General features: G+C 68.4%; 26 protein-coding genes. 13 read left to right on the top strand and 13 right to left on the bottom strand.

What is annotated here, in order from left to right; all coding sequences use genetic code 11:
- Window positions 1–50 precede the first annotated feature (50 nt).
- Window positions 51–1,346, bottom strand: a complete 1,296-nt coding sequence (locus tag JRZ79_RS22765; RefSeq protein WP_205251251.1) for an O-acetylhomoserine aminocarboxypropyltransferase/cysteine synthase family protein — start codon at window positions 1,344–1,346, stop codon at window positions 51–53.
- Window positions 1,347–1,415: 69 nt separating this feature from the next.
- Entirely contained in the window at window positions 1,416–2,540 is a 1,125-nt protein-coding gene (gene metX / locus JRZ79_RS22760; RefSeq protein WP_205251250.1) for a homoserine O-acetyltransferase, read from the bottom strand.
- A 170-nt stretch (window positions 2,541–2,710) separates the two neighbouring features.
- Here metX and JRZ79_RS22755 point away from each other — a divergent pair, with 170 nt between their 5' ends.
- The gene (locus JRZ79_RS22755) at window positions 2,711–3,874 is read left to right on the top strand and encodes an MFS transporter (protein ID WP_205251249.1); all 1,164 of its coding nucleotides are present in this window, start codon (window positions 2,711–2,713) and stop codon (window positions 3,872–3,874) included.
- Between the two features lie 9 nt (window positions 3,875–3,883).
- Here JRZ79_RS22755 and JRZ79_RS22750 read toward each other — a convergent pair whose 3' ends face one another.
- Both JRZ79_RS22750 and JRZ79_RS22745 read right to left on the bottom strand, forming a co-directional pair.
- A complete protein-coding gene (locus JRZ79_RS22750) occupies window positions 3,884–5,059 on the bottom strand; it encodes an alanine--glyoxylate aminotransferase family protein (protein ID WP_205251248.1) in 1,176 nt (391 codons plus the stop codon).
- A gap of 61 nt (window positions 5,060–5,120) precedes the next feature.
- Window positions 5,121–6,647, bottom strand: a complete 1,527-nt coding sequence (locus JRZ79_RS22745) for a DNA-directed DNA polymerase II small subunit (protein WP_012289503.1) — start codon at window positions 6,645–6,647, stop codon at window positions 5,121–5,123.
- 111 nt (window positions 6,648–6,758) lie between these two features.
- Between JRZ79_RS22745 and JRZ79_RS22740 the strand changes: the two genes are divergently transcribed.
- A complete protein-coding gene (locus tag JRZ79_RS22740) occupies window positions 6,759–7,478 on the top strand; it encodes a S26 family signal peptidase (RefSeq protein ID WP_205251247.1) in 720 nt (239 codons plus the stop codon).
- A gap of 4 nt (window positions 7,479–7,482) precedes the next feature.
- Here the strand turns inward: JRZ79_RS22740 and JRZ79_RS22735 are convergent, their stop codons facing one another.
- The gene (locus tag JRZ79_RS22735; RefSeq protein ID WP_010903804.1) at window positions 7,483–7,755 is read right to left on the bottom strand and encodes a hypothetical protein; all 273 of its coding nucleotides are present in this window, start codon (window positions 7,753–7,755) and stop codon (window positions 7,483–7,485) included.
- Entirely contained in the window at window positions 7,752–8,129 is a 378-nt protein-coding gene (locus JRZ79_RS22730; RefSeq protein ID WP_205251246.1) for a helix-turn-helix domain-containing protein, read from the bottom strand. Before JRZ79_RS22730 ends, JRZ79_RS22735 begins: the two co-directional genes overlap by 4 nt.
- 158 nt (window positions 8,130–8,287) lie before the next feature.
- Here JRZ79_RS22730 and JRZ79_RS22725 point away from each other — a divergent pair, with 158 nt between their 5' ends.
- On the top strand, window positions 8,288–8,806 hold the full coding sequence (locus tag JRZ79_RS22725) for a DoxX family protein (RefSeq protein ID WP_205251245.1): 519 nt from the start codon (window positions 8,288–8,290) through the stop codon (window positions 8,804–8,806).
- 14 nt (window positions 8,807–8,820) lie between these two features.
- On the top strand, window positions 8,821–9,099 hold the full coding sequence (locus tag JRZ79_RS22720) for a hypothetical protein (RefSeq protein WP_010903801.1): 279 nt from the start codon (window positions 8,821–8,823) through the stop codon (window positions 9,097–9,099).
- Between the two features lie 6 nt (window positions 9,100–9,105).
- Here the strand turns inward: JRZ79_RS22720 and orc7 are convergent, their stop codons facing one another.
- Entirely contained in the window at window positions 9,106–10,662 is a 1,557-nt protein-coding gene (gene orc7 / locus JRZ79_RS22715; RefSeq protein ID WP_205251244.1) for a DNA replication protein Orc7, read from the bottom strand.
- An 810-nt stretch (window positions 10,663–11,472) separates the two neighbouring features.
- Here orc7 and JRZ79_RS22710 point away from each other — a divergent pair.
- The 5 genes from JRZ79_RS22710 to JRZ79_RS22690 all read left to right on the top strand — a co-directional run bounded on the left by JRZ79_RS22710 (window position 11,473) and on the right by JRZ79_RS22690 (window position 15,796).
- Window positions 11,473–12,117 (top strand): Era-like GTP-binding protein, encoded by a 645-nt coding sequence (locus JRZ79_RS22710; protein WP_012289501.1) that lies wholly within the window; start codon window positions 11,473–11,475, stop codon window positions 12,115–12,117.
- A gap of 6 nt (window positions 12,118–12,123) precedes the next feature.
- Window positions 12,124–12,522, top strand: a complete 399-nt coding sequence (locus JRZ79_RS22705) for a DUF2073 domain-containing protein (protein WP_012289500.1) — start codon at window positions 12,124–12,126, stop codon at window positions 12,520–12,522.
- On the top strand, window positions 12,522–13,190 hold the full coding sequence (locus JRZ79_RS22700; protein ID WP_205251243.1) for a Zn-ribbon domain-containing protein: 669 nt from the start codon (window positions 12,522–12,524) through the stop codon (window positions 13,188–13,190). Before JRZ79_RS22705 ends, JRZ79_RS22700 begins: the two co-directional genes overlap by 1 nt.
- A 147-nt stretch (window positions 13,191–13,337) precedes the next feature.
- Window positions 13,338–14,879: an MATE family efflux transporter gene (locus tag JRZ79_RS22695; RefSeq protein WP_205251242.1), complete on the top strand. Its 1,542-nt coding sequence runs from the start codon at window positions 13,338–13,340 to the stop codon at window positions 14,877–14,879.
- A gap of 131 nt (window positions 14,880–15,010) precedes the next feature.
- A complete protein-coding gene (locus tag JRZ79_RS22690; RefSeq protein ID WP_010903794.1) occupies window positions 15,011–15,796 on the top strand; it encodes a hypothetical protein in 786 nt (261 codons plus the stop codon).
- A 7-nt stretch (window positions 15,797–15,803) separates the two neighbouring features.
- Here the strand turns inward: JRZ79_RS22690 and JRZ79_RS22685 are convergent, their stop codons facing one another.
- Together JRZ79_RS22685 and JRZ79_RS22680 are read right to left on the bottom strand one after the other, a co-directional pair.
- A complete protein-coding gene (locus JRZ79_RS22685) occupies window positions 15,804–16,382 on the bottom strand; it encodes a hypothetical protein (protein WP_136361661.1) in 579 nt (192 codons plus the stop codon).
- Window positions 16,383–16,461: 79 nt separating this feature from the next.
- Complete coding sequence (locus tag JRZ79_RS22680; RefSeq protein WP_205251241.1) at window positions 16,462–16,893, bottom strand: DUF2391 family protein; 432 nt, start codon at window positions 16,891–16,893, stop codon at window positions 16,462–16,464.
- 74 nt (window positions 16,894–16,967) lie between these two features.
- Here JRZ79_RS22680 and JRZ79_RS22675 point away from each other — a divergent pair, with 74 nt between their 5' ends.
- A complete protein-coding gene (locus JRZ79_RS22675) occupies window positions 16,968–17,645 on the top strand; it encodes a class I SAM-dependent methyltransferase (RefSeq protein ID WP_012289497.1) in 678 nt (225 codons plus the stop codon).
- Window positions 17,646–17,648: 3 nt separating this feature from the next.
- Here JRZ79_RS22675 and JRZ79_RS22670 read toward each other — a convergent pair whose 3' ends face one another.
- The 4 genes from JRZ79_RS22670 to JRZ79_RS22655 form a co-directional block, all read right to left on the bottom strand.
- Window positions 17,649–18,680: an ABC transporter ATP-binding protein gene (locus tag JRZ79_RS22670; protein WP_136361658.1), complete on the bottom strand. Its 1,032-nt coding sequence runs from the start codon at window positions 18,678–18,680 to the stop codon at window positions 17,649–17,651.
- Window positions 18,677–20,497, bottom strand: coding sequence for an iron ABC transporter permease (locus tag JRZ79_RS22665; protein WP_205251240.1), 1,821 nt, complete (start codon window positions 20,495–20,497; stop codon window positions 18,677–18,679). The genes JRZ79_RS22670 and JRZ79_RS22665 overlap by 4 nt, the downstream gene beginning before the upstream one ends.
- The gene (locus JRZ79_RS22660; protein ID WP_205251239.1) at window positions 20,494–21,552 is read right to left on the bottom strand and encodes a thiamine ABC transporter substrate binding subunit; all 1,059 of its coding nucleotides are present in this window, start codon (window positions 21,550–21,552) and stop codon (window positions 20,494–20,496) included. The genes JRZ79_RS22665 and JRZ79_RS22660 overlap by 4 nt, the downstream gene beginning before the upstream one ends.
- Before the next feature lie 62 nt (window positions 21,553–21,614).
- Window positions 21,615–22,388, bottom strand: coding sequence for a sulfurtransferase (locus JRZ79_RS22655; protein WP_205251238.1), 774 nt, complete (start codon window positions 22,386–22,388; stop codon window positions 21,615–21,617).
- 116 nt (window positions 22,389–22,504) lie between these two features.
- Here JRZ79_RS22655 and JRZ79_RS22650 point away from each other — a divergent pair, with 116 nt between their 5' ends.
- The 3 genes from JRZ79_RS22650 to uvrB all read left to right on the top strand — a co-directional run bounded on the left by JRZ79_RS22650 (window position 22,505) and on the right by uvrB (window position 26,208).
- Window positions 22,505–23,365, top strand: coding sequence for a sulfurtransferase (locus JRZ79_RS22650; RefSeq protein ID WP_345944591.1), 861 nt, complete (start codon window positions 22,505–22,507; stop codon window positions 23,363–23,365).
- A gap of 93 nt (window positions 23,366–23,458) precedes the next feature.
- Window positions 23,459–24,091, top strand: a complete 633-nt coding sequence (locus JRZ79_RS22645; RefSeq protein ID WP_010903785.1) for a hypothetical protein — start codon at window positions 23,459–23,461, stop codon at window positions 24,089–24,091.
- A gap of 47 nt (window positions 24,092–24,138) precedes the next feature.
- Window positions 24,139–26,208 (top strand): excinuclease ABC subunit UvrB, encoded by a 2,070-nt coding sequence (gene uvrB, locus JRZ79_RS22640; protein WP_205251236.1) that lies wholly within the window; start codon window positions 24,139–24,141, stop codon window positions 26,206–26,208.
- Window positions 26,209–26,321 lie beyond the last annotated feature (113 nt).

The following is a 26,321-nucleotide window of genomic DNA, read 5'->3' as shown; positions in this document are numbered from 1 at the left end:
TGGCGTGTTATGCGGTGGTGGTCAGTCCACGGCGGCGTGGCGGGGCGGCGCTACGCCGACCCGACCGCGGCCTCGATGGCGGTTTCGAGGTCCGCGACGATGTCGGCGGGGTCCTCGATGCCGACCGACACCCGCACCATCTCGGGGCGCACACCGCCGGCGCGCTGGGCTTCGGGGGTGAGCTGCTGGTGGGTGGTGGAGGCGGGATGGATCACGAGCGTTTTGGCGTCGCCGACGTTCGCCAGCAGGCTGGCAAGCGTGGTCTCCTCGGTGACCGCTTGGGCGGCGTCGTAGCCGTCCTCGACGCCGAACGTGAGCATGCCTCCGTAGCCCGAATCGAGGTAGGTGGTCGCGTTGTCGTGGGTGTCGTGGTCGGCCAGTCCGGGGTAGTTGACCCACGACACGTTGGGGTGGTCCCGGAGGTGTTCGGCGACGAGCTGGGCGTTCCGGCAGTGTTGTTGCATGCGCAGCGGGAGCGTTTCGAGCTTCTGGAGGGTTTGCCAGGCGTCGAACGGCGACTGCTGGTTGCCCAGATCGCGCAGCCCGCGGGCGATGGCGGCGTACGTGAACGCGGCGTCCCCGAAGCGATCGGTGAAGGTCACGCCGTGGTAGGCGGGGTTTTCCTGGGCGATCTCGGGGTAGTCGGCGGCGTGGGCGTCCCAGTCGAAGCTGCCGGCGTCGACGAGCGCGCCGCCGACGGTGGTGCCGGCACCGTGGATCCATTTGGTGGTGGAGTGCCAGACGATGTCGGCACCGTGGTCGATCGGGGTTGCCAGCGCGGGGGTCGCGAACGTGTTGTCCACCAGCAGGGGAACGCCGTTGTCGTGGGCGATGTCGGCGATGCGTTCGAGGTCGGGCGTGATCAGGCTGGGGTTGCCGACGGTTTCGACGAGCACGTAGGCGGTGTCGGCGTCGATGGCGTCGGCGTAGGCGTCGTAGTCGAGGACGTCCACGAACGTCGTGTCGACGCCGCGGCGCTGGGCGCTGTGCGTGAGGTACGTCACGGTGCCGCCGTAGAGGTCGCTGGCGGCGACGACGGAGTCGCCGGCGCGTGCCAGCAGGAACGTCGCGAGATCCAGGGCGGCCATTCCGGACGCGGTGGCGACCGCGCCGACGCCGCCTTCGAGGGCTGCGAGGCGGTCCTGGAGGGTCTCCACGGTGGGGTTCATCAGCCGCGAGTAGATGTAGCCGTCCCGCTCAAGGGCGAACTGGCCGGCGGCGTCGGCGCTGTCCTCGAAGGCGTACGACGTGGTCTGGTAGAGCGGCGGCGCGCGAGCGCCCGTGGCCGGGTCGACGCGCTGGCCGGCGTGTACACTGTTGGTGTGGAGTCCGTGGTCGTGGCCCATGACTGGGGGTACGGCACCAGTGGTATAAACCGCGCCGACACCTGCAGGTGCTGCCGGGCTTCGGGAGTGTCACACACCGCCGGTGGCGTCGGTGACCGCCGCCCCGTCGGTGCCGGCGGCGAGGAAGTCCGCCAGCGGCGGGCCGACGGCCGCGGAGTCGACGAGGAACGCGTCGTGGCCGTAGTCGGAGTCGACGACGTGGTGGGCGACGCCGGCGGCGCCGCCCGCCCGGAAGGCGTCGGCGACGGTCGCGCTCTGTGCGGCGGTGAAATGCCAGTCCCCGGTGAACGACAGCACGAGCGCGTCGCCGTCGAAGGCCGCCAGCGCGTCGGCGACGGAGGGCCGCCCTGCCGCGAGGTCGTAGGCGTCCATGGCGCGCAGCAGGTAGAGGTAGCTGTTGGCGTCGAAGCGGGCCACGAACGTGTCGGCCTGGTAGTCGAGGTAGGATTCGACGTCCCGGGTGGCGAAGAACTCGGCCGCGGGGTCGGCGGGGAGGGCGGTGTCGGTGGTGGCGGTCCGGCGGCCGAACTTGTCGGCCATCGACGCCTTCGAGAGGTACATCACGTGGCCGAGCTGTCTGGCGAGCGCCAGTCCCCGGTCGGGGTGTGCGCCGCCGTAGTAGTCGCCGTCGTTCCAGTTCGGGTCACTGCGGATGGCGCGGCGTGCGATGGCGTTCAAGCCGAGGCATTGGGCGTCGAGGCGTGGTGCGGTGGCGACGGCGGCGATCCGGTGTACGTCGTCGGGGTAGCGCCGCGCCCAATCGAGGGCGTTCATGCCGCCGACGCTCCCGCCGACGACGGCGTGCAGGCGGTCGACGCCGAGGGTGTCGAGGAGGCGGCGCTGGCAGCGTGTCCAGTCCGGGACGGTGACGGGGGGAAAGGCGGTGCCCCAGGGGTCGCCGCCGGGGCCGTCGGCCGGCGGACCGTCGGTCCCGTGGCAGGAGCCGGGCACGTTCGCGCAGACGACGAAGTACTCGGTGGTGTCGATGGGGCGTCCGGGGCCGACGATGTCCGGCCACCAGCCTCGATCGTCGCCGTCGGCGCGCCCGCGGACGTGCTGGCTGCCGGTGAGCGCGTGACAGACCAGCACCGCGTTCGAGCCGGTGTAGTCGCCGTACGTGCGGTAGGCGACGGTGAGGCTGTCGACGGTGTCACCGCAGGCAAAGGTGAACCCGTCGAGCTCAGTGGTCGGCATCGGTCCCCCGTCGGTGCATACTTAATAGTAATTTTTCGCCACCGTATTATGCACAGCAATCACGGCAAGGGCCGCCGCCATCGCGCCGCGGGCCACACGAGAGGCGACCGCCCGGGCGGGTTCCGCCACAGCCGCCGCGCTCTTGATGCTTCGATCCCAACCCTCGCCGAATGGCCACCCGGGAGCGCGCCGCCTTAGCCTCGGTCGTGTTCGCAGTGCTGTTCGCACAGGTGCTCGTCTATCCGGGCGCGACCGACCTCGTCGAAGCCTACGGCGCGGCCGCCCCGGAGACCGCGAGCCGGTGGTTTCTCGCCGCCGAGTTCGGCGCGTTCGTCGCGTTCGCCGGCGTCTGGGGGGCCGCAAGCGACCGCGCCGGCCGCCGCACCCCGTTCATCGCCGCGGGTGCCGCCGCCGGCAGCCTCGGCTACGCCGTGCTCGCTGTGTCCCCCCTCGGGCTCGGCGGCGCGCTCGCGTTGCGCGTCGCACAGGGCGCGGCCACGATCGGCGCGTTCTCGCTGGCGATGACGATGCTCATGGATCTCTCGGCCGACCACGGGGCGGACATGGGGGCGGCCGGCATCGCCATCGGGCTGGGCACCGCACTGGGCGCGCCCATCGGCGGCCAGCTCACCGAACTCGCGCCGCGCGCCCCACTGGTCGTCGGGAGCGTCGCGCTCGCCGTCGCCGCCGCCGTCACCGCCCGGCTCCCGGACAACGCCCCCACCACCACCCAGTCGCGGCTGTCCGCGGCCGTGCTCGCGGTGCGTGACACGCCGGCGGTCCTGGTGCCGTACGCGTTCGGCTTCATCGACCGGTTCACCGCCGGGTTCTTCGCGCTCGTCGGGACGCTGTACTTCCAGTCCAGGTTCGGCCTCGACGCCGGCGCAACCGGGCTCACGCTCGCGCTGTTTTTCGCGCCGTTCGCCCTGCTGCAGTACCCCTTCGGCCGCCTCTCGGATCGCATCGGACGCACCATCCCCATCGCCGCCGGGTCCGCGCTGTACGGCGTCGCGGTCGCCGGCGTGGGGGTCGCGCCCGGGCTGCGGGTCGCACAAGCCGGCATGGTCACGGTCGGCGTGCTGGGGGCGCTGATGGCACCCGCCACGATGGCGCTGGTCACCGACATCGCGCCCGACACCGAGCGCGGCGTCCACATGGCGGGGTTCAACATCGCCGGCTCACTGGGGTTTTTGGCGGGCATCGTGGGTGGCGGCTGGATCGCCGACCGCCGCGGCTTCCAGGACGCGTTCGCGATCGCGGGCGGCGCTGAACTCGTGCTTGCGGCCGTCGCGTTGCCCGCGCTGCTGGCGCTGCGGGACCGCCGACGCGAGTAGCGAGCGCGCCTACTGTTCGAGCGTTGCCCGTGCGGCGGCCACGCCGTCGTGAACGGCCACGTCAACCCCGACCTCGTCGAGTGCGTCACCGACAGTGCGCACGCCCCGAACCACCTGTTGGGCCGTGAGCTGGCCCATGTTCGACACGCGAAAGATTTCGCCGCCGAGATGGCCCTGCCCGCCGCTGATCGAGACGCCACGCGCCGTCACGGCGTCCATGAACGCGGCGGCGTCCGCGCCACGCGCGCCCGCCGGCAGCCGGATGGCGGTGAGCGTGTTCGAGTACGCCGCGGCGTCGTTCAACTCCGGGAACGACGCCAACCCCATCTCGTGGAACCCGTCCCGGAACGCCGCCGCCTGCCGGCGGTGGCGGGCGATGCGGTCGGCCATTCCCTCCTCGCGGATGCGCGCGGCGGCCGCCGCGAGCCCACGGAACAGGGGGACGGCGCTCGTGAACGGCGTCTGGTTCGACTCCGCTTTCCGCAGATGCCACTCGATGTCCTCGTAGAACGGCGCGGCCTCGCCGTCCAACGCCGGCACCACGTCGTCGGTGACGTACACCGCGCTCAACCCGGGCGGTGCGGCCAACGCCTTCTGGGCGTCGGTCACCGCGATGTCCACGCCCCAGTCGTCGATCCGGAACTCGTCGCCGCCGATGCTCGTGACGCCGTCGACGACGTAGCGTGCGTCCGCGTCGGCGGCGATATCGCCGACCGCGTCGACGGGGTTCAACAGCCCGGTGCTGGTCTCGTTGTGCACCATCGTCACCACGTCCGTCTCGGTGGTGACCGCGTCGGCGACGGCGTCGAGGTCCACGGGCGCGCCCCAGTCGGCGGTCACCCGCGTGACATCGGCGTACCGCTCGGCGACGCGCGCGAACCGCCGCCCGAACTTCCCGTTCACCACGGCCACCACCTCGCCGCCGCCCCCGACGAGGTTGCCGACCGCGGCCTCCATGCCCATGGTCGCGGTGCCGTTCAACAACAGCGCCGTCCCGCCGGCAGACGTCGTGTCCCCGGACGGCGTCGACTCCTCGAAGACGTACTCGACGTGCTCCTGGGCGCGCTCGTAGACCGCCTCGAAGGCCGCCGATCGGTGGGACACCATCGGCGCGCTCATCGCCTCGCGTACCTCGCGGGCGACCGGAACGGGGCCGGGATTCAACAGCAGGAAGTCCTCTCGCATACGGGAGCGTCGGCGCGCGCGGGCATAAACACGGCGGGTGGTGCAAGGCTCGCCGCCGTGGCTACGAGAACTTGTGCACCGTGATGTCGAGGGTGTCCAGATCCAGGATGGGGGCGGTGGCGACGTCCGGCGAGATGTTCACCGACTCCTGGAACGCCGTCTGGTGTTGCCAGCACCCGGAGTTGACAAGCCGGACGTTGTGGTGGATGCCGACGCCGAGCTTGTGGACGTGGCCGGTGTGGAACACGTCCGGAACGGTGTCGATGGCGAGGTGATCCTCGGCCTCGGGCGCGAGCCGGGTGCGGCCGCCGAACGGCGGGGCGACGTGGCGCTTTTTCAGGAGGAGCTCCATCGCGTTCTGGGGGTCGTCGTAGGTGACGTCGTCGCTGGGGTGTTCGGCGATCACCTCGTCCAGGGACACCCCGTGGTACAACAGCACCGAGACGCCGTCGATGGTGACCGTCGACGGGTTGCTGGTGATGCGGGCGTCGTGGGCGCGCATGATCGACCGCAGCTCCTCGTCGAACGCCGGCTGCGGTTCGGCGAGCCGGACGGCGTCGTGGTTGCCCGGAATCATCACGATCTCCATGTCCCCGGGCACGTCTTTGAGGTGTTCGGCGAACGTCTCGTACTGGTCGTAGATGTCGACGATGTCGAGTTCCTCGTCTTGGCCGGGGTAGACGCCGACGCCCTCAACCATGTCGCCGGCGATGAGCAGGTACTCCACGGACTCGGCGGCGGGCGTGTGCAGCCAGTCGGCGAACGACCGCCAGGCGTCGGCGGCGAACTCCTGGCTGCCGACGTGCACGTCGGAGATGAGCGCGGCCTGCACGCTGCGGTCGGCGGTGCTCGGCGAGTACGTGCGGGGAACCTCCGGGAAGTAGATGTCGTCGGCGAAGAGGATGGTGCCGTCGTCGGCCAGCGTGCCCGACACGGCGATCACCTCGTCCAACAGGAGGTCGTCGACGAGATCCGAGACGTCGCGGTCTTTCAACACGAGCACCGGGAAGACGCCGTTGGTGTCCTCCAACTCGACGCGCCAATGGCCGCTGGTGGTCGACCGGATGTCGTTGACCATGCCGACGATGGCGGCGTCACTGCCCCCGGGCATCGAGGCGAGCGCGCTGGTCGGCCGGTGGTTGACGCGACCCCGGAGCTGTGCGGCGAGGCGGTCGTACCGGTCGCGGAACACCGACACGAAGTCCTGGTACTCGCCGGTTCCCGTGGACGCGCCCGTCATGTCCCCGTCGATCTCGACGCTGCGCGCGTCCGCGGTGGCCGCGCGCCCGCCGTCGTGGTTGGGTGGTGTGTCCGTGGCCGACGGATCGGTGTGTGTCGTCGCCTCGTCGGGAGGCGTCGATGCCGGCGCGGACGTCTGCGCGGCACTCGAAGCGGTGTGGGCATCGAGCACCGCTCGAACGTCGCTGACGGTGAGCGTCGCCGCGTCCGCTGCGGCGGCGGCGACCGCGCGCTCGACTGCTGCACCCGGGTCGTCAGCGCCCGCGAGCAGCGTCACCGCCTCCCGGTCGGCGTTGTATCCGCGGCTCGTCAACTCGCGGACCACGCGCACCGATGGCTCCAATGGCACACCGGACTCGAAGGCGCGACGAGGAGATAAGCATGGCGAGATGACCGCGGGCCGGCACCGGAACCGACGGGAGGGCAACGTTGAAACGCGGTACGACCGAACCGGTATGCAATGACCGGCGACGATGTCCCCGATCCGACCGACGGCCCCCGGGCCGCAGTCCGGTGGTTCTGGTCGACTGATCGGGCGGACGTGCTGTTCGTCCGGGAAGCCCTCTCGAGTCTGCTCGTGGTGTCGATGGTCGGGCTGTTGTTGTTCTCCGTGAGCGGTGTGTGGCCGCCACTGGTGGCGGTCGAATCCGGCAGCATGCAGCCGAACCTCCAGAAGGGGGATCTGGTGTTCGTCACGGAGGAACACCGCCTCAGCCCGGAGTACGCGTCCGGCGAGACGGGCGTTGTCCCGCACAGGACTGCGACCGCCCACGGCTACGAGAAGATCGGGGGGACCGGCGACGTGATCGTCTACGAACCGGACGGCAACAGCAGGGCAGTCCCGATCATTCACCGCGCACGGTTCTGGGTCGACAACGAGGAGAACTGGTACGACCGCGCGGACGAGTCGATCGTCGCCGCGGACAGCTGCAGCGAGCTGCGGAACTGTCCGGCACCCCACGCCGGCTTCATCACGAAAGGCGACAACAACAGATCGAACAACTACTACGACCAGTCGGCCGGGCTGTCGGAGCCGGTCAAGCCCGGCTGGGTGCGGGGAACCGCGGAGTACCGGGTGCCGTTCGCGGGCTGGGTGCGGCTGGTGATCTCCGGGGAGGCAACCGTGGAGCGCCCCGGCGGCGCGGCGCTCGGCGGCGAGCGCGCGCTGGGCCAGGCGTAGCCGGCTACTCGGCGTACAGCGAGTAGACGATCACCGCGAACCCGATCGCGGTGAGCGCGCTCTCGGTCAACACGGCGAAATTGCTTTGCAGGTTCAACAGCACGTCGATCCCCCCCGCCAGCAGCGAGCCGAGCGTCACGAACCCGAACCCGATCGTCAACGACCGGAGCGCCGGCGAGCTCGTGCGCCGCCACGCCTTCGCGGCGAAATACGTGACGGCACCGCCGAGCGCCAGCGTGAGTGTCTTCAGCGCGACCACGACTTCGTAGTGTATCATGTTTCTTTGCTCACCTCTGTCCACAGCGTTTCGAGCCGTTCGTCGGTCGACGTCGGCGGGCGGTGGATGCCGACACCGAGCGTGCGGTCGTCGTCGTCGAGGGTGATAACAACGTCCTCGAAGGCGACCACGTATTCGGTGGTGTGGTGGCCGTCGTCCTGCAGGACCGCGCGCTCCTCGAGCAGCGCCGCGTCAGTCAGCAGATCCAGCTTCCGGTAGGTCGTGGACATCGGGACGCCGCTTCGGTCGGAGATCTCCTTGGCGGTGCGCGGTTCGTCGAGCGCTTCGATGATGTCTCGACAGCCCGCGTCATCCAGCGCATCCAGGACATCCTGGAGATCCGGAGTGTCGTCCGAATCGAAGGGAGCGCGCATGGATATGCTGGCATTCGGGAACCCCAGCGTATAACTCGTTTCATATCCCGCTGTGACCGGCCGGTGCTTCCCATGCGCTGAGAACCGACGCCAGGAGCCAGGAACCACGTCTGTCATTTAAGTAATGTGACTGTGGATGATGACACGAGGTGAACGCGATGGGATACAACACACGAGCGGGGACGGAGTCCGGCGCTGGCTACGGAGCCGCCGGCACCTGGCCGGCGTACTGGATCGCGGTCGTGCGCGTGCTGACTGGCTGGTGGTTCTTCCACGCGGGCTTCACGAAGCTGCTCGAAGGCGGCTTGACGTTCGATCCGTCGGGCTACTTGCAGGGGATGGCGGGAACGGTGCTGGCACCCGTCGGTACGACGCTGGCGGGCTACCCCGGCATCATCGGCCCGATGGTCGTGATCTTCGAGACGCTGATCGGGCTGGCGCTCATCGTCGGGCTCCTGACGCGGTTCGCGTCGTTCGGCGGTGTGATGTTCATGACCATGTTCTGGATCGGGAACGCCGAATACGCACACGGGGTGGTCAACAGTGACTTCATGGGCTTGCTGTTGTTCACCACGATCATCGTGTTCGGCGCCGGCCGCTACTACGGCCTGGACAGCATCGTCGAGCGCACGGGCCTCGTTCAGGGGGCACCGCGGCTCAAATACCTCCTCGGATAACACGGTGACACGACATGACTGACACACTCGACAAGGCGGTGATGGGACTCAGCGGCGGACTGATGGTGCTCGGCGTGGTGGGCGGCGGCCTCGTGGAGTTCCTGGCGGGCCCGCCGTACGTACCGACGACGGAAAGTGGCGAGGTGCTGACGGCGGCCGCGGTCGCCCCGAACGTACGGGCAGCGCTGGTGTTGGCGGCGCTGCTCGTGTTGTTCGTGTACGCAGTGTACAAGCTCGCAACCCCGGTGCGGGGGCAGTCACAGCACAGCGAACGGGCGACCGCCGGCGACTAGCATCCACTAATTGTTCTCGAAGCGCGCCTGCACGAACGGCGTGATGTTTTCGATGTCGCTGAGCCGCGAATCCGCTTCGAGGACCGCCTCCGTCTCCTCGACCGGAACCGACAGCGAGATCTCTTTGGTGCGGCCGTACCGGCCCTTCGAGACGACGACGGCGTTGACGATGCCGAGCATGTCGAGTTCGCTGATGAGGTCGGTGACCCGGCGCTGCGTGAGCACGTCGGCGTCGAGCTCGTCGCACAGCGTCTTGTAGATGTTGTACACCTCACCCGTGTTGACGTTGTGCACGCCGTTGTCCTCCAACAGGAGAATGGCGTAGAGCACGAGCTTGCTCTGTGTCGGCAGCGTTCGGACGACCTCCACGACGCGGTCGAGCTCGATCTTGTCTTGGGCGCGGCGCACGTGGTCCTCGGTGACGTTTTCGGCCTGGTCGCGCTCCGCGAGCTCGCCGGCGGTCCGCAGCAGGTCAAGGGCGCGACGGGCGTCGCCGTGCTCCTGAGCGGCGAACGCCGCACACAACGGGAGGACGTCGTCCGAGAGCGCGTCGGCTTTGAACGCGACGTCCGACCGGTGCTGGAGGATGTCCCGCAGCTGGTTGGCGTCGTACGGCGGGAACACGATCTCCTCCTCGCCGAGGCTGGACTTGACACGGGGGTCGAGGAAGTCGGTGAACTTCAGGTCGTTGCTGATGCCGATGATCGACACCCGGGAGTTGTCCAACTCGGAGTTCATGCGGGAGAGGTTGTACAGCGTATCGTCGCCGGATTTCTCGACGAGCTTGTCGATCTCGTCCAGCATGATGACCGCGACGCGCTCGACGTAGTCGACGGCGTCGAAGAACGTCGCGTACACGCGGTCAGTGGGCCACCCTGTCATGGGGACCTGTTCCATCTCGGCCTTGTCGGCTTCCAGGGAGTCGATGCGGTCGTCGATCTCCGCGACGGAGTCGAAGCGCTCCCGAAGATCCGAAAAGCTGTCCGAAACATCGGAGCCCTCACTCGATTCGTCGCCTGTACGATCGTCTCCCGGCGACCCCCCTATTTCGAGTGCGTTGGGGTCGTCGTCGGCCTGTGCCCGGAGGTCCGAGAGGTCGGCGATGCGGGCGTCGACGAACGCCCGGTTTTGATCGATGAACGTGTTGGCGAGCTGTGCGAGCACCCGGTACTGGGTGTCCGTGACTTCACAGTTGATGTATTCGACCTCACAGGGAACGTCGTACTTCTTGGAGGTCTTCTCCAACTCCTGGCTCACGAACTTCGCGCTGGCCGTCTTTCCGGTGCCCGTCTTCCCGTAGATGAGGATGTTCGACGGCGTCTCACCGCGGAGCGCCGCGACCAGGATGGTCGCCATGTTGTTGATCTGGTCGTTTCGGTGTGGGAGTTCGTGGGGCGTGTACGACGGCCGCAGGACCTCTTTGTTCTCGAAGATGGGCTCGCCGCTGAGCAGGTCATCGAAGAGTCCCTCGTCGTCGTCCTCGTCGTCGAGGACGTCGTCGAGGTCGACTTCGAAGTCGCGGTCCGCGGTTCGCCGTTCGTCCGTCGACCGATCGTCTGTCATGTATTCACGCACACCCCCTTGTTTCGGGTGGAATACGCAGTCGGGAAGAGAGAACGGCCAGCAAGGCCATCAGCGGGCGGTATAGCGTCCCCGCTCCGACAGCGTTCCAGTTGATGCAGATGAAACAGTGGGTCCGAGTCGGACTAATAAGTTACGATAGCGGGGACGCTTCCGGGCAGGCACGATCACAGCAACCCGATACCAGGACCCCCGCCATCCGATGTCCCGCCGGTTAGAGGGGGAAGAGATGCGGTCCGGAACCAGCCGGGGCGACCCGCGGAGGAAGACGATGAATCGCCGTTCCACCTGAAACAGAGGTTGGGGCCAAACGTGGCTGCCAACCCCCCACCCCTTCGTTTCGAGTGGAACGAGAGTCTTCTGTGGGGTGGGGGGTCCCCACCCCCCTTCTAGAGTAGCGATACTACTAAGTCCCTACAATCAGAACAATAACCGCAAACTAGCAAAAACTAGAAGCAGAATACGGTAGTTGTCTAGTTCTAGTTGCGTTTGGGTGCTGATCTTGGCTGGCGGGTGGGTCGGGGCCGTCCCTGTTCTGGAGTTCCACCCGAAACGAAGGGGTGGGGGGTTGTGGATGTTCGTGTGTGTTGATATCGTCTGACGTGGGTGTGGCTACATCGTGGCTGACGGGGTGCACTCTCGTTTTGATGTCAGTCCCAGAGCCGGGGTTCGATCTGACCACGGTCAGACCCTCGTCTGACGGATTTTACGCCCTCTCACTGGGGTTTTATACGCATCCAGACACGTCCTGCGTCAAACATACAAGGCATGGGGTGCGAATGGAGAGCAAGGATGGGACTGTTCGCAGACTTACGCGACAGCGTCTCTCGGGTCACGGCGAGTCTGTTCGCCGACGACTCGGAGCCGAAACGAATCGGGATTTATGGACCGCCCAACGCCGGGAAAACAACGCTTGCAAACCGCATCGCCCGCGACTGGACGGGTGACGCCGTCGGTCCGGAGAGCCACATTCCCCACGAGACGCGGCGCGCCCGCCGCAAGGAAAACGTCGAAATCGAGCGCAACGGCAAGACGGTCACCATTGACATCGTCGACACGCCCGGCGTGACGACGAAAGTCGACTACTCGCAGTTCCTCGACCACGACATGGAGAAAGACGAGGCCGTCCGGCGCTCTCGGGAGGCCACCGAAGGCGTCGCCGAGGCGATGCACTGGCTGCGGGAGGACGTCGACGGCGTCATCTACGTGCTCGACGCCACCAACGACCCGTTCACGCAGGTGAACACGATGCTCATCGGCATCATCGAGAGCCGAGATCTGCCCGTGCTCATCCTCGCGAACAAAACCGACCTGGACGACGCCAACATCCAACGCGTGTCCAACGCCTTCCCCCAACACGAGACGATCCCGCTGTCGGCGTTGGAGGGCGAGAACATGGACGAGGTCTACGACAAGATCGCGGCGTACTTCGGGTGACCGCACATGCCAGAAACAACCAGCAGCAGCGGCGACGGACCACAGGACGGCGTTCAGGTCGACCTCATCAGCACCGAGCGGATGAACGGCAAGACCTCCATGGAGAAGATCCGACTCATCCTCGACAGCGTCCGGGAGGGTGACATCGTCGTCCTGGAGTCCGGACTGACCCCCGACGAGGAGTCGAAGCTCATCGAAGTCACGATGAGCGAGATCAACCCCGACGGGTTCTCCGGCATCGAGATCGAGAGCTTCCCCCAGTCCGAAACCTCGAACACCACCCTCCTCGGGCGGCTCATGGGTGCCCAGGAGACGTCGAAACTGACCGTCATCGGGCCGGCGAACCAGATCCAATCCCTCCACAAGGATGAGACGCTGATCAGCGCGCTCATCTCCCGCCAGTAATGCCCCACCAATGCACGAACTGCGGGCACGTCTTCGCGGACGGCTCCAAGGAGATGCTGTCGGGGTGTCCGGACTGCGGCGGCAACAAGTTCCAGTACCATCCCAGCGAGATCCCTGCGGACAGTCCCAGCGATGACCCCACGCCATCCGACGGCTCGGACGCCGACTCCAGCACGGTCTCGGGCGCTGTCGGCCGCGCCGCCGACCGCGTCCGTGACGCCGTCGCCGAGGCAGACACACCCGCCGACGATCCGACACCCGACGACGAGGACGACACGCAGTCCGACCCGGCAGCCGACAGTCCGGGCGCGACCGCACCCGACGCCGACCCCGGTGTTCGCGCCGCAACACCCGACGACGAGGACGGCGCGCAAGCAACCGCCCGCAGCGAGGTCGTCGACGTGTCCACGCTTCCCGACCAACCCACGGACGGCCGCGTCGTCGAGGAGCCCGACACCGACGAGGCGGAGCCCGACCTGGAAGACCTCCGCGAGGAACTCAACGACCAGTTCGAGTCCATCCGCATCGTCGCCCCCGGCCAGTACGAGCTCAACCTCATGGAGCTGTACGACCGCCAGGAGTACATCATCGCGCTCCAGGAGGACGGCCAGTACGTCATCGAGGTTCCGGACGCCTGGGAAGCAGCCGATCCGACCGACGTCGAATAGCCCGCAGTCCCACCCGCGTCCTGCCCGACAGACCACACCGTGAAACGGTAGTATGAGACTGTTTCACGGTCGCACGCCGTAGTTTTCACGCCGCAGTGCTGCCGAGTGCAGAAGTTGTTTTGCCCTGTAGCCCGCCAGCCTACACACATGTCTCTTCGCAACCGCGCGCAGGCACTGCTGGCGCTGTTCCCAGCGTTCCTGGCGCGTCTCGGTCTCGTCGACCGTCGCAGGGGCGAGGAGGCCTTCGATCTGGCTGTCCCCGCGATGGTAACCGGCGGCCTCCGGACGCTGCTGCGGACCGCCGACTTCTTCATGGTGAGTATTGCCACTGGGTCGACCGCGGTCGCCGCCCTCGAAATCGGCTTCCAGTACTACTTCATTCCGTTCGGGCTCGCGCTCGCGCTCACGTCCGGCACGATCAGTGTCGTCTCCCGGTTCAAGGGTGCTGACGACCACGCCGGCGCCAACTTCGCGATCAAGCAGTCGCTGTGGCTGGCGTTGCTGGTGTCGTTGCCCATCACCGCCGGCACCTGGGTGTACGCCGACTCGATGATCGGGTTGCTCAACAGCAACCCCGAGATCATCGAGTTGGGTGCGGCGTACCTCCGCGTGGTGATGCTGACCGTCGTGTTCCGGTTCTGGGGGATGACGGCGTCGCGGGCGCTCGCCGGCGCCGGCGACACCCGGACGCCGATGTACGTCCGGCTCATCACCCTCCCCACGAACATCGCGTTGAACGCGGTGCTCATCTTCGGGATCTGGGTGTTCCCCGAGCTGGGCGTCGTCGGCGCCGCCTGGGGGACCGCGATCGCCAACGCCGTCGCCGGCATCGTGTTCTTCGCCGTCCTGCTCTCCGGGCGCTGGGATGTCACCCTCTCGTTCAGCGGCAAGCAGTGGGACTGGGGCGTCGCCAGCGAGATCGTTCGCGTCTCCCTCCCGCTGGCGGGCACCCGGCTCTCCCGGACGTTCGGCCGGTTCCCGTTCCTGTTCGTCCTCGGGCTGTTCAGCCACCAGGTGGTCGCCGCCTACGCCATCGGCCGCCGCGTGATGCTGTTGGCGTTGATGCCCGCGTGGGGGTATTCGACGGCGTCATCGACGCTCGTCGGTCAGCAACTCGGCGCCGGCGACCCCGATGAGGCGGCCGCCTACGGCTGGCAGACGCTGCGCGTCGCGCTGGCCACCCAACTCATCATCGGCGCGCTGCTGTTCGTGGCTGCGGGCCCCATCGCGTCCGCGTTCACCCCCGAGCGGTTCTCCCTGACCGTGACGTTCATCCGCATCTTCGGGCTCAGCGTCGCCGGGTTCTCCGTGGCGCGCACGCTCCGCGGCGCGCTCCGCGGGGCCGGCGACACCCGTTGGCCGCTGTACGGCGGACTGGTCGGGACGTACATCGTCCGCCTCCCGCTGGCGTTCCTGGCGCTCGACCCCGGACAGATCGTCTCCGCCGGCCCGTGGGTGATCGACGCCACCGTGCACTCGCTCTCCGTCGGCCCCGTCACCACGCCGACGATCGCGTTGGGCGTGCTCACCATCCCCGGTTTCACCGTGGCCCCCGGGCTCGGCTGGGGGTTCGCCGCGATCTTCCTGGCGATCGTCGGCGACATGTACACGCGCGCCGCGGTCAACTTCGTGCGCTTCCGGTCGGGCGCCTGGCGGGCGTACGGCACCCCCACCGCGGCCGCCGACTGACACCCACGAACGCCACGGATTTAAGGAATGGACGCCGAACGTCACTCCATGAGCACGCCAACGAAAGTCGTCGTGTCGACCGTCGCTATCGCCGCCGTTCTCTCCCTGCTCGTGCTGGTGAACGTGGCGTAATGTTCACCGAGCGCGCCCTCGACGGCGAGCTCGCGGCCGTCCGGGACGCCTACGCCCCGGACGCCGTCGTCCTCGACTGTGACGCGGACTTCGAGACGCTGTCCCCCGAGCACCGCGACGACGTGCTCCCGGTGATTGACGATCTCACGCCACACGAGTACGACACCGACTGGCTGCCCGCCGACAGCCCGGCGTTGCTGACACAGCTGGCCACCCGGGAGTTCGTCGTTGGAATGCCCGGCGACGGTGCCGTCGCGTGGACGACCCAGACAGAGCCGCCGGTGGTGTTCGTGAAAGCCCGCATCGAAGGCACCCCCAGCGAGTTCGCCGACTTCCTCGTCGCGGAGGCGCTGGTCGCGGCCGGTCTCGGACTGCCCGAGCGGTTCCTCGGGCTCTTCGGCTCGGCGTATCCGGCGTTCGCCGCGGCCGTCGACGGCGACCCGGTGGCGGTCTACCAGACCGCCGCCGCCGCCGCAACCGCGTTCCGCGGGCTGCACACGCGCCCCGAGTTCGAGACCTGGGACGCCGACTTCCCCCGCCTGTACGACGCCTGGGTGGACGCCGGCGAGCGCATTCGGCCGCGGCTCGACGGGCTGTCCGGCGAGCTCGCCCACGGCACCACGTCGTTCGCCGACGCCGCCGAACTGGCGTGCAGCGCCGTCAAACACGATGTCGACGTGCCCACCCCGTTCGCGGCGCTCGACTCGCCGGCGTTCCGACGCCACGGCAGCGAGTACGCCGTCACGTGGGCCGAAAAGCTGTTCGCGGCCGACACCGACGCGTAGGCGGCTGTCAGCGGTCCGTTCTCACGGTGCCGTCGGCGTCGAGTTCGACGACGAGATCGCTGGCGTCGCGGAACCGGCTCAGCGCGTCCTCGTCGTGGACCTCCGCGGACACGTGCACCAGGGCGGTGGCGTCGTGGCGCTCCACGATCCCACGCAGCCGCTGCAACGCATCGAGAGCCTGGTGTTCGTCGGCGTAGTACGCGAGCTCGGTCAGCGAGTCGAAGCTCACCCGACGCTTGCCGTCGGTGTCGGTGAGGAACTCGTCGATGGACGCCAGGATCCCGTCGACGTCCCCGGGCCGGGAGACGTACCGGATGTGGGAGGCGGCTCGCCGCGAGTAGCCGTGTTCGACGGACAGCGTGTCCAGGATCTCCGCGCGGTCCTCGTCGACGTCGTAGTATTCGAGTTTCTGTGTGACCTCGCGGGCAGTGGTGCGCGTCGACACCACGAGGAAGTGATCGGTGTCGGCTTTCAGGAAGTCGGTGTCCATGCGGTCGGTCGCACCGGTGGACGGATGAATGAGCAATGCGACCGTGCCGCCCGGCACTGCGTCCGGGGTGCCCTCGATGGCGAGCTCGTAGTCCATACCGTGGCGAAGCGCACCCGTCATCTTAATCATACGGGTGCACACCGCATGGCCGGCGACCCGCCCCACCGCTGGCGGCTCACAGCAGGCTGTCGGCGGTGGCCGCGCCCACGACGCTGAACAGCGCGCTGACCGACGCCGCCTTGGCAGCCAACACGCCGACCACGGCCACGCTGGACCCGACGCCGAGTTCCGCGGCGAACGTCGTGGGTGCGGTGAGCACCACCGACAGCGCGAGCACGGACCCGAACGACACCACCATCAGGGAGACGAACCGCACGGGAACGCCGCCCACGTCGGCCTCCCGGTCGGGGTCGCGGCCGTCGTCGGCGGTGTACAGCGCGCTGTACCCGATGGCCGCCACGACCCCCACGACGATGGTGCTGTGATACCACTGCATCCGGCTGGCAAGCAGCCACACTTCTTCGGTGACGACAAACGGCCCCGCCAGCAGGACCCCGCCGACGACCTGCTGGACGGTGTCCGCGTACGCGTACCGGTTTCCACTCATCTCGTGGTGCGTTCGCGGCCACCGGCCAAATGCCGTCCGGTGGCGTTTTGCCGGTCGGCGTACATGCCACTCGTATGAGTGTTCGCGAGGAGTTCGACGAGTGGGCCGCCTCGGGCCGCGACAAGGGCATGGAGGACCGCCACTGGCACACCGCCAAAGACGTGCTCGCGCGGATGCCCGTCGAGGACGACGACACCGTCCTCGATCTCGGGACCGGCAGCGGGTACGCGGTGCGCGCGCTCCGCGAGCGCGGCGTCGCCCGCGGGTACGGCCTCGACGGTGCCCCCGAGATGGCGGCCAACGCCCGCACGTACACCGACGACGACGACCTCGCGTACGTCGTCGGTGACTTCGGGAGCCTGCCGTTCGCCGACGACGCCATCGACCACGTGTTCAGCTTCGAAGCGTTCTACTACGCCAGCGACCCCCGCGAAACCCTCGCGGAGATCCGGCGCGTCCTGAAGTCCGGCGGGACGTTCTACTGCGGCGTGAACTACTACGAGGAGAACGTCCACAGCCACGACTGGCAGGACTCCATCAGCGTCGAGATGACCCGCTGGGATCGCGCCACGTACCGCGAGGCGTTCCGGGGGGCGGGCCTGCACGTCGCCGCGCAGGACCTGATCGCCGACACGGAGATCGACATCCCCGCCGCCAGCGAGTTCCCCCACGAGGGCTTCGACAGCCGCGCGGACATGGTCGAGCGCTACCGCACGTTCGGCACGCTGTTGACGGTTGGCGTGGCTCCCTGACAGCTACTCCGGAAGCACGTCGATGCCCCCGGACGCAACGCTCACGGTCGCCGGGCCGCGGTCCGGCGGGTCGGGCGTGGTGACGAGCAGTTCGGTGCCGGCCCAGTCACAGTACACCGTGTAGGTGTCACCCCGGAACGCCGTGCGCTCGACGGTGACATCGAACCCGACTCCACCCGAACCGAAGGACAACGCCTCCGGCCGCAGACCGACGGCGACGTCCCCCGTCACGCACTCCGACAGCTCGAACGTCACGCCATTGACTGACACACTCGACCCCCCTGTTTCGAGTGGAACCGCCGTCCCCGACACGACGTTGTTCTCGCCGACGAACTCCGCGACGAACCGCGAGGACGGCTCTCGGTAGACCGCCTCCGGCGTGCCGACCTGGACCACCGCACCGTCACGCATCACCGCCACGCGGTCGGAGATCGACAACGCCTCGGCCTGATCGTGCGTGACGTAGACGGTCGTGATATCGAGTTCGCGCTGGATCTCCTTGATCGTGCCACGCAGCCGGTCGCGCAGCCGCGCATCCAGCGCGCTCATCGGCTCGTCCAACAGCAACACGCTCGGCCCTGGCGCGAGCGCGCGCGCTAGCGCCACGCGCTGCTGTTGCCCGCCGGACAGCGCCGCCGGCTCCCGGTCGCCGGTGCCCGCCAGATCGACCAGCGACAGCAACTCGCTGACGCGCTCCTCGGTCGACGCCCCGCCCGGTGGCTCCCGGAACCGCAGGCCGTAGGCGACGTTCTCGCGCACGGTCATGTGTGGGAACAGCGCGTAACTCTGGAACACGATCCCCACGTCGCGGTCCTCGGGCGGCACCCCACCCACCGACCGATCCCCGAACACGATCTCCCCGCGGTCCGGCGTCTCGAACCCCGCGATCAGGCGCAGCGTCGTGGTCTTCCCGCAGCCCGACGGCCCCACCAACGTGAAGAACTCGCCGTCGGCGATGGAGACTGAGACGTCGTCGACCGCCGTCGTCGTCGACCCGAACGCACGCACCAACCCCTGTAGCTCCACGCTCGTCATGGCTGATATCGACCCCCGACGCGGTCGATCACCACGAAACTGGCGGCCGTCACCACCAACAACACCGTCCCCATCGCCGCCGCCGGGCCGGTGCTTGGCCCCGCGGTCCGATCGATCAGGAACCGCTTGAGCGCCACCGGCATCGTGTACACGGACTCGTTGGCCAGGATCACCGTCGAATCGAACTCCCCGATGCTGATCGCGAACGCGAACGCCGCGCCCGCCACCACGCCCGGCCACACGAGCGGCAACTCCACGTCCCACAGCGCGCGCCCCCGGCTCGCACCCAGCGCCCGCGCGGACTCCACCACCCGGCTGTCGACCGCCGCCAGCATCGGCGCGACGTTCCGCACCACGAACGGATAGCCCGCGATCGCGTGCGCGCACACCACCACCAGCGGCCCAACCAGTTGCACCCGCGTGCCGGCGATGTCGACCCCGAACGCGAGCGACTGCAACAGTCCGAAGCCGACGACCACCCCGGACACCGCGACGGGCGCCATCAGCGCCGCGTCCACGAGCCGCCGCCCGCGGCCGCCCCGCGCCGAGAACGCCCCCACGACCACCCCCATCGGCAGCGCAACCGCCAGCGCCCCCACGCCGAAGACGATCGAATACCAGACGGCGGTCGCCGGCTGCGTGCGGCCGCTGGCCTGTCGCGTGCCCAGGAACCGCCACCACCGCAGCGTCGGGTCCGTCACCCCGCCCACGCTCGCCACCACCATCGACACCACGGGCGCGACGAACACCACCGCCACCACCACCGCGTAGCCCACTCCCGCCAGCCGAAGCGCCCACTCGCGGCCCCCCGACGCCCCCAACAGGCGCTTGCGGGGGCGGGACCTGCCGCCGGCACTCGCGGCCGACTGCCGGCCCTCGTACCGCAGATACACGTACATCAACGCCAGCGAGAGCCCGGTTTCGAGCGTCGCGAGCGCCGCCGCCGTGCCGTAGTCGAACTGCTGGATGCGGGCGTACAGCCACACCTCCACGGTCGCCAGCTTCAGCCCGCCCAACGCCAGCACGATGGGGAACGACATGAACGTGAACACGAACGTCAACAGCGCGCTGGCGGCGATCGCCGGCACCAACTGCGGGACCACCACGTCACGGAACGCCCGCAGCGGACTGGCCCCCAGCGACCGCGCGGTCTCCACGGCGCTGGCGTCGACGGTCTCCCACGCCGAGGCCACCATGCGCGTGACCAGCGGCGCGTTGTAGAACGCGTGTGCGACCACCACGATCTGCAGCGTGTACAGGAACTGGACGCGTCCGACACCCAGCGCTGCCAGCGCGTCGTTGACCGTGCCGTGCTGTCCGAACGTCGCCACGAACCCGACCACCACCATGATCGACGGCAACACGAACGGCAGGATCGTCAGCGACCGCAGCGTCCGCCGCCCAGGGAACTCGAAGCGCGCAAGCACGTACGCACCCGGCAGCCCCAGTGCCACGCTCGCCACCGTCGACAGCACCGCCTGGTACGCCGTGAACCCCACCAGCCCGAGGCTGACACCGGGATGCACGACCGTGATCGCGGGCAGCCACCCACTCCACCCGACGCGCACGTCCACCGCGCGCGCCCACGCAGCCACGTCCCCCGGCACCGACAGCGGGTGTGCGAACACGCCGTGGGCAGCGCCCATGTAGAACTCCGACGTGAGCACCGCCACCACGGGGTTGTCGGGGCCGAGCGCCGCCGCGAACACGGTGCCGACCGGATAGTAAAACACCACCGCGAGCACGGCAAGCGTCGCCACACCCGCAGCCGGCACCGCGTACCGGTCGACGACGCTCACGCCGGACTGCCGCCTCATTCGACGTTCGTGGCGATCCGCTGGCCCCACGTCTCCGTCCACTCCGCGACGCTCCCAGCCAGCTCGTCGTACGTCAACCGCACCGGCTCCGGCGGCTCGTAGCCGTACTCCGCGACGTCCGCCGGCAGGCTGGCGGTTTCGGTCGCCGGGAACTGGGCGTTCCGCTCCGCGATCCCCTGCTGGCGCTCCGGCGACAGCATGAACTCCACGAACTCCGCCGCGACCTCCGGGGTGTCGGTGTCAGCGAACCGCGCGACCGCCTCGGGGTTGATATACCCCTGATCGTTCAGGAAGCCCACCCGGTGGTGTGGGAGGTCGTCGGGGTCGTTGTAGATCACTCGATCCGTCGAGTACGACACCACCATCGGGCGCTCACCCTCCGTGAACGCGGTGTACGACTCCGACCAGCCGTTGAGCACGCGCACGTCGTTGTCCACCAGGCGCGTCCAGTAGTCCAGGTAGCCGTCCGGGCCGAACTCGTGGATCGTCCACAGCAGGAACGCCCGCCCCGGGTCGCTGTTCTGGGCGGTCTGCGTGAGCAGCGTCCCCGCGTACGGCTCGGTCGTCAACGCTTCGAACGTCTCGGGGCCGTCCACGACCGTCCCGTCGTACACCAACGAAATGTAGCCGGTGTCGTAGGTGAGCGCGCGGCCCGCCGGGTCGATGTGAAGCGCCTCTTTGATCTCGCTGCTGCGGGACACGTCGGCCGCCAGCCCGTCGAACAACCGCGTGTCGTCCCCGAGCTCGTTGTCGATGCGCACCAGCTCCCCCGTGTTCAGGCCGACGAACAGATCGGCGTCGATCCCCACGCCGTTGCGCTTCTTGTTCACGAACTCGTTGACGCCGGCGGTCGGCGTGGTGAACTCCACGGTCGTCTCGTGGTCGGCCTCCCACTGCGCTTTCAGCCAGCGGCCCGCCGACCCCTCGCCGACGAACGAGTCGTAGGTTCCGACCCGCAGCGTCTCCGCGCTGTTGCCGCCCATCTGTAGGCAGCCTGCGGCAGCCACTCCGGTGGCCCCACCACCCACCGCCCGCAGGTAGTCACGGCGTCTCATTACCGGGTTGTTCAATAGGGTTGTGGTTAAGCCCGTCGCTCCACACCCGGCCGTCGGCCGCGCTACACCAGCGACCGGCCGGCCGCCGTCCACGCCCGCACGCTCCCCTCGTAGAACGACACGTCGGTGAACCCCAGCCACCGCAACACCACGAACGTGTGGCTGATCCGGCGCGCCGTGTTGCAGTACAACACCACCCGGTCCTCGCGCGTGATGCCGTGCTCGGCCAGCACGTCCTCGATCGCCGCCCGGGATTTCAACCCCCGTGTGTCGTCGTCGACGAACGCCGTCCACGTGACGTTCACCGCGTCCGGAATGTGGCCGTCGGCGAACTCCGCCGGGTCCCGCGTGTCAACGACCACGGCCGCATCGCTGGCGGCCGCGTCAGCCACCGCCTCGGTCCCCACGAACACGTCAACGCCCCGCTCACCGGGCTCGTACGTCGTTTCTTCCACCTCCGGCGTCCCGGTCGTGGTTTCGTGCTCGCGCACCCACGCGCTGTAATCCCCGTCCAACACCGCCACGTCGTCGTGCCCGTGGTACAGCGCCGTCACGAGGAACCGCGCCGCGAACACGCCGTGGGTGTCGTCGTACGCCACCAGCGTGTCCCCGCGCTCGACGCCCGCCGCCGACAGCACCGCCGCCCACTCCTCGGCCGGCGGCAGCATCCCCTGTGGACCGTCCGCGCTCCGGAACGCATCGAAGGGCACGTTCACCGCGCCCGGCACGTGTCCGATGCCGTCGTACTCCCAGGCGTCGCGCACGTCCACCACACGCACCGACGCGTCGTCCTGTTCGTCGAGCCAGTCCGGTGTCACCACCCAGTTGTCCGACATCACCCACCCGTTCGAGCCGCCGGCGTATAGCACTCCGGCCTCCGGCACCACGACCCCACACGAATGGGGGGTTTTCGCCGCCGGCACCGAGAGTTATGTACGTGGGCGTTCACCCATTGCGTATGGCAGATTACGCCACCGACGTACTCGTCACCGCCGACTGGGTCGACGACCACCTCGACCAGTTCCGGAGCGACGACCCCGACCACCGACTCGTGGAGGTCGACGTCGACACCGAAGCCTACGAGGAGTCACACGCCCCCGGTGCCATCGGGTTCAACTGGGAGACCCAACTGCAGGACCAGACCACCCGGGACATCCTCGACAAGGACGCCTTCGAATCGCTGCTGGGCAGCCACGGCATCACCGAGGACTCCACGGTCGTCCTCTACGGCGACAACTCCAACTGGTTCGCCGCCTACGCCTACTGGCAGTTCAAATACTACGGCCACGACGACGTGAAACTCCTCGACGGCGGCCGGGACTACTGGGTGGACAACGACTACCCGACCAGCGAGGAGCCGCCGTCGTTCTCCGCGACGGACTACGACGCCAGCGGCCCCTTCGAGGGCATCCGGGCGTACCGCGACGACGTCGAGAACGCCATCGACAAGGGCCTGCCGCTGGTCGACGTGCGCTCGCCAGAGGAGTTCAGCGGCGAGATCCTCGCGCCGCCAGGCCTCCAGGAGACCGCCCAGCGGGGCGGCCACATCCCCGGCGCGGAGAACATCTCGTGGGCCGCCACGGTCAACGCCGACGGCACGTTCAAGTCCGCCGACGAACTCCGATCGCTGTACGCCGACCAGGGCATCGACGGCGACGAAACCACCGTCGCGTACTGCCGCATCGGCGAGCGCTCCTCGATCGCGTGGTTCGCGCTCCACGAGCTGCTGGGCTACGACAACACCGTCAACTACGACGGCTCCTGGACGGAGTGGGGCAACCTCGTCGGCGCGCCCGTCGAGACCGGCGAGTGAGCGTCACCGACTGACCGACGCGACCCGCCCCGCAGCCGGCCGCCCGGATCGCCGACGCCAGCATACAAGCCGCCAGCGCCCCAACGCCTCAGCATGGACGCCAGCGAACTTCACGACGCAGTCCGCACGGCCAACGACACCGCGCTCTCGCGGCTCGGCTCCTCGAAGTCGCTGTACGCCGACACCGGCGGGGAGATGGATCCCGACCCGGTGTTGGTGGCCGCCGCGGACGCCGAATACGCCGCCGCCGAAACGTTCGCCGCGTGGGCGGACACCGAACCCCACGCCGACGCCCAGGCGGCGTTCGCCACCACCGCAAGCGAGGAACGCGACCACTACGACGCCGTCCGCGGGGAACTCGACGCCCACGAGCCCGCCTCTGACGACGCGAACGCGATGCACACCCACCTCCGGGGCCTCGATACCACTGCCGCTCGCCTCGGCGGCCTCCTGGGGCGCATCCTCGCCACGGAGAAATCAAAAGAACAGTTCACGGGCTTTTTCGTCGGCCAGGCCGACCCCCAGACCGCACAGCTGTTCCGCGACCTCAAGGGCGACCTCGACGACCAGCTAGAACGCACGCTCGACCTCCTCGACGCCGTCTGTGCGGCGGACGACGACTGGCAGACCGCCAGTGACGCCGCCGACGCCGCCATCCAGGCGGCCTACGACGAGTACACCGCCCAGCTGGAGTCGATGGGCGTCAACCCCAAGCCGGTCTGCTAGCCCGCCGGGCGCGCTCCTGAAGTGCGCCCCGCACGTACCCCGGTGTAATGAGTGACGCCAGCGGCCCCCTCCAGCCGGACCGACCCGAGGCCGACGTGCCGTTCCGCGTCGAAGCGCCCTTCGACCCGGCGGGCGACCAGCCCGACGCCATCGCGGAACTGGTCGCGGGCTACGAGCAGGGCGCACAACAGCAGACGCTGCTCGGCGTGACCGGCTCCGGGAAGACCAACACCGTCTCGTGGGTCGTCGAGGAACTCCAGCAGCCCACGCTGGTCATCGCGCACAACAAGACGCTTGCCGCACAGCTCTACGAGGAGTTCCGGTCGCTGTTCCCCGACAACGCCGTGGAGTATTTCGTCTCCTACTACAACTACTACCAGCCCGAGGCGTACGTCGAGCAGACCGACAAGTACATCGAGAAAGACGCCTCGATCAACGACGAGATCGACCGGCTGCGCCACTCCGCGACGCGGTCGCTGCTGACCCGCGACGACGTCATCGTCGTGGCGTCGGTGTCCGCGATCTACGGGCTCGGGGACCCGCGTAACTACGAGGAGATGAGCCTGCGCGTCGAGCGCGGGCAGTCCATCGGCCGCGACCAGCTGCTCGCGAAGCTCGTGGACCTGAACTACGACCGCAACGACGTGGATTTCACGCAGGGCACCTTCCGAGTCCGGGGCGACACCGTCGAAGTGTACCCGATGTACGGCCGCTACCCCGTGCGGGTGGAGTTCTGGGGCGACGAGATCGACCGCATGGCGAAACTCGACCCCCTGGAGGGCACCGTCGAGAGCGAGGAGCCGGCGGTCCTGTTCCACCCCGCCGAGCACTACTCGGTGCCCGACGCCGAGATGGAGCAGGCGATCAAGCGGATTCGGACGGACATGCACGAGCGCGTCCGGCATTTCGAGCGCACCGGGGACATGGTGGCCGCCCAGCGCATCGAGGAGCGCACCACCTTCGACCTGGAGATGATGGCGGAGGCCGGCTACTGTTCGGGCATCGAGAACTACTCGGTGTACCTCTCGGACCGCGAGGTCGGGGACGCCCCCTACACGCTGCTCGATTACTTCCCCGACGACTTCCTCACCGTCATCGACGAGTCCCACCGCACCGTCCCCCAGATCAAGGGCCAGTACGAGGGCGACAAATCACGCAAGGACAGCCTCGTGGACAACGGCTTCCGGCTGCCGACGGCCTACGACAACCGCCCGCTGACCTTCGCGGAGTTCGCGGACAAAACCGACCGCACGCTGTACGTCTCCGCGACGCCGGGCGACCACGAGCGCGCGCAGTCCGCGAACGTCGTCGAGCAGATCGTGCGCCCCACACACCTCGTCGACCCCGACATCTCGATCGCCGACGCCACCGGGCAGGTCGAGGACCTCATGGACCGCATCGACGAGCGCGTCGCCCGCGACGAGCGCGTGCTCGTTACGACGCTCACGAAACGCATGGCCGAGGATCTCACCGAATACCTCGAAGAAGCCGGGGTGGCCGTCGAGTACATGCACGACGAGACGGACACCCTGGAGCGCCACGAACTCGTGCGCGGGCTCAGACTGGGCGAGTACGACGTGCTCGTGGGCATCAACCTGCTGCGGGAGGGGTTGGACATCCCGGAGGTCAGCCTGGTGGCGATCCTCGACGCCGACCAGCAGGGGTTCCTGCGCTCGGAGACCAGCCTCGTGCAGACGATGGGGCGCGCCGCCCGGAACGTCAACGGCGAGGTCGTCCTGTACGCCGACGAGACCACGGACGCGATGCAGGCCGCCATCGACGAAACCCAGCGCCGCCGCCGCATCCAGCGGGCGTTCAACGAGGACCACGGCACCACACCGACCACCATCGAGAAGGCCGTCGGCGACATGAACCTCCCCGGTGCTGAGACCGACACCGCAGACGTCGCCGGGGACGCCCCCAGCGACGAGCAGGAGGCCGCCCTGCTCGTCGAGGACCTCGAAGCACGCATGGAAGACGCCGCGAGCAACCTCGAGTTCGAACTCGCCGCCGACATCCGCGACCGCATGCGGGAGCTCCGCGAGGCGTTCGACCTCGACGGCGGCGACGCCCCCGAGGACCCCGGCGGCGTCGCACCCGAAACTGAGGACTGGTGAGACGGCGGCTCGCTGGTCAGCCCGCGGCACCGCTTGCCGCTTCGCTTGACGGAGAAACCAACGCTTTTCAGCCATCAACTGGTTAGCCGCCGCCAGTATGTTGACAACCGCTG

The organism is Halobacterium sp. BOL4-2, from assembly GCF_016917835.2.
In the GTDB taxonomy this organism is placed as follows: domain Archaea; phylum Halobacteriota; class Halobacteria; order Halobacteriales; family Halobacteriaceae; genus Halobacterium; species Halobacterium salinarum.
Note: the sequence above shows the minus strand (reverse complement) of the source record. Positions and strands in the feature narration are given on the sequence as shown.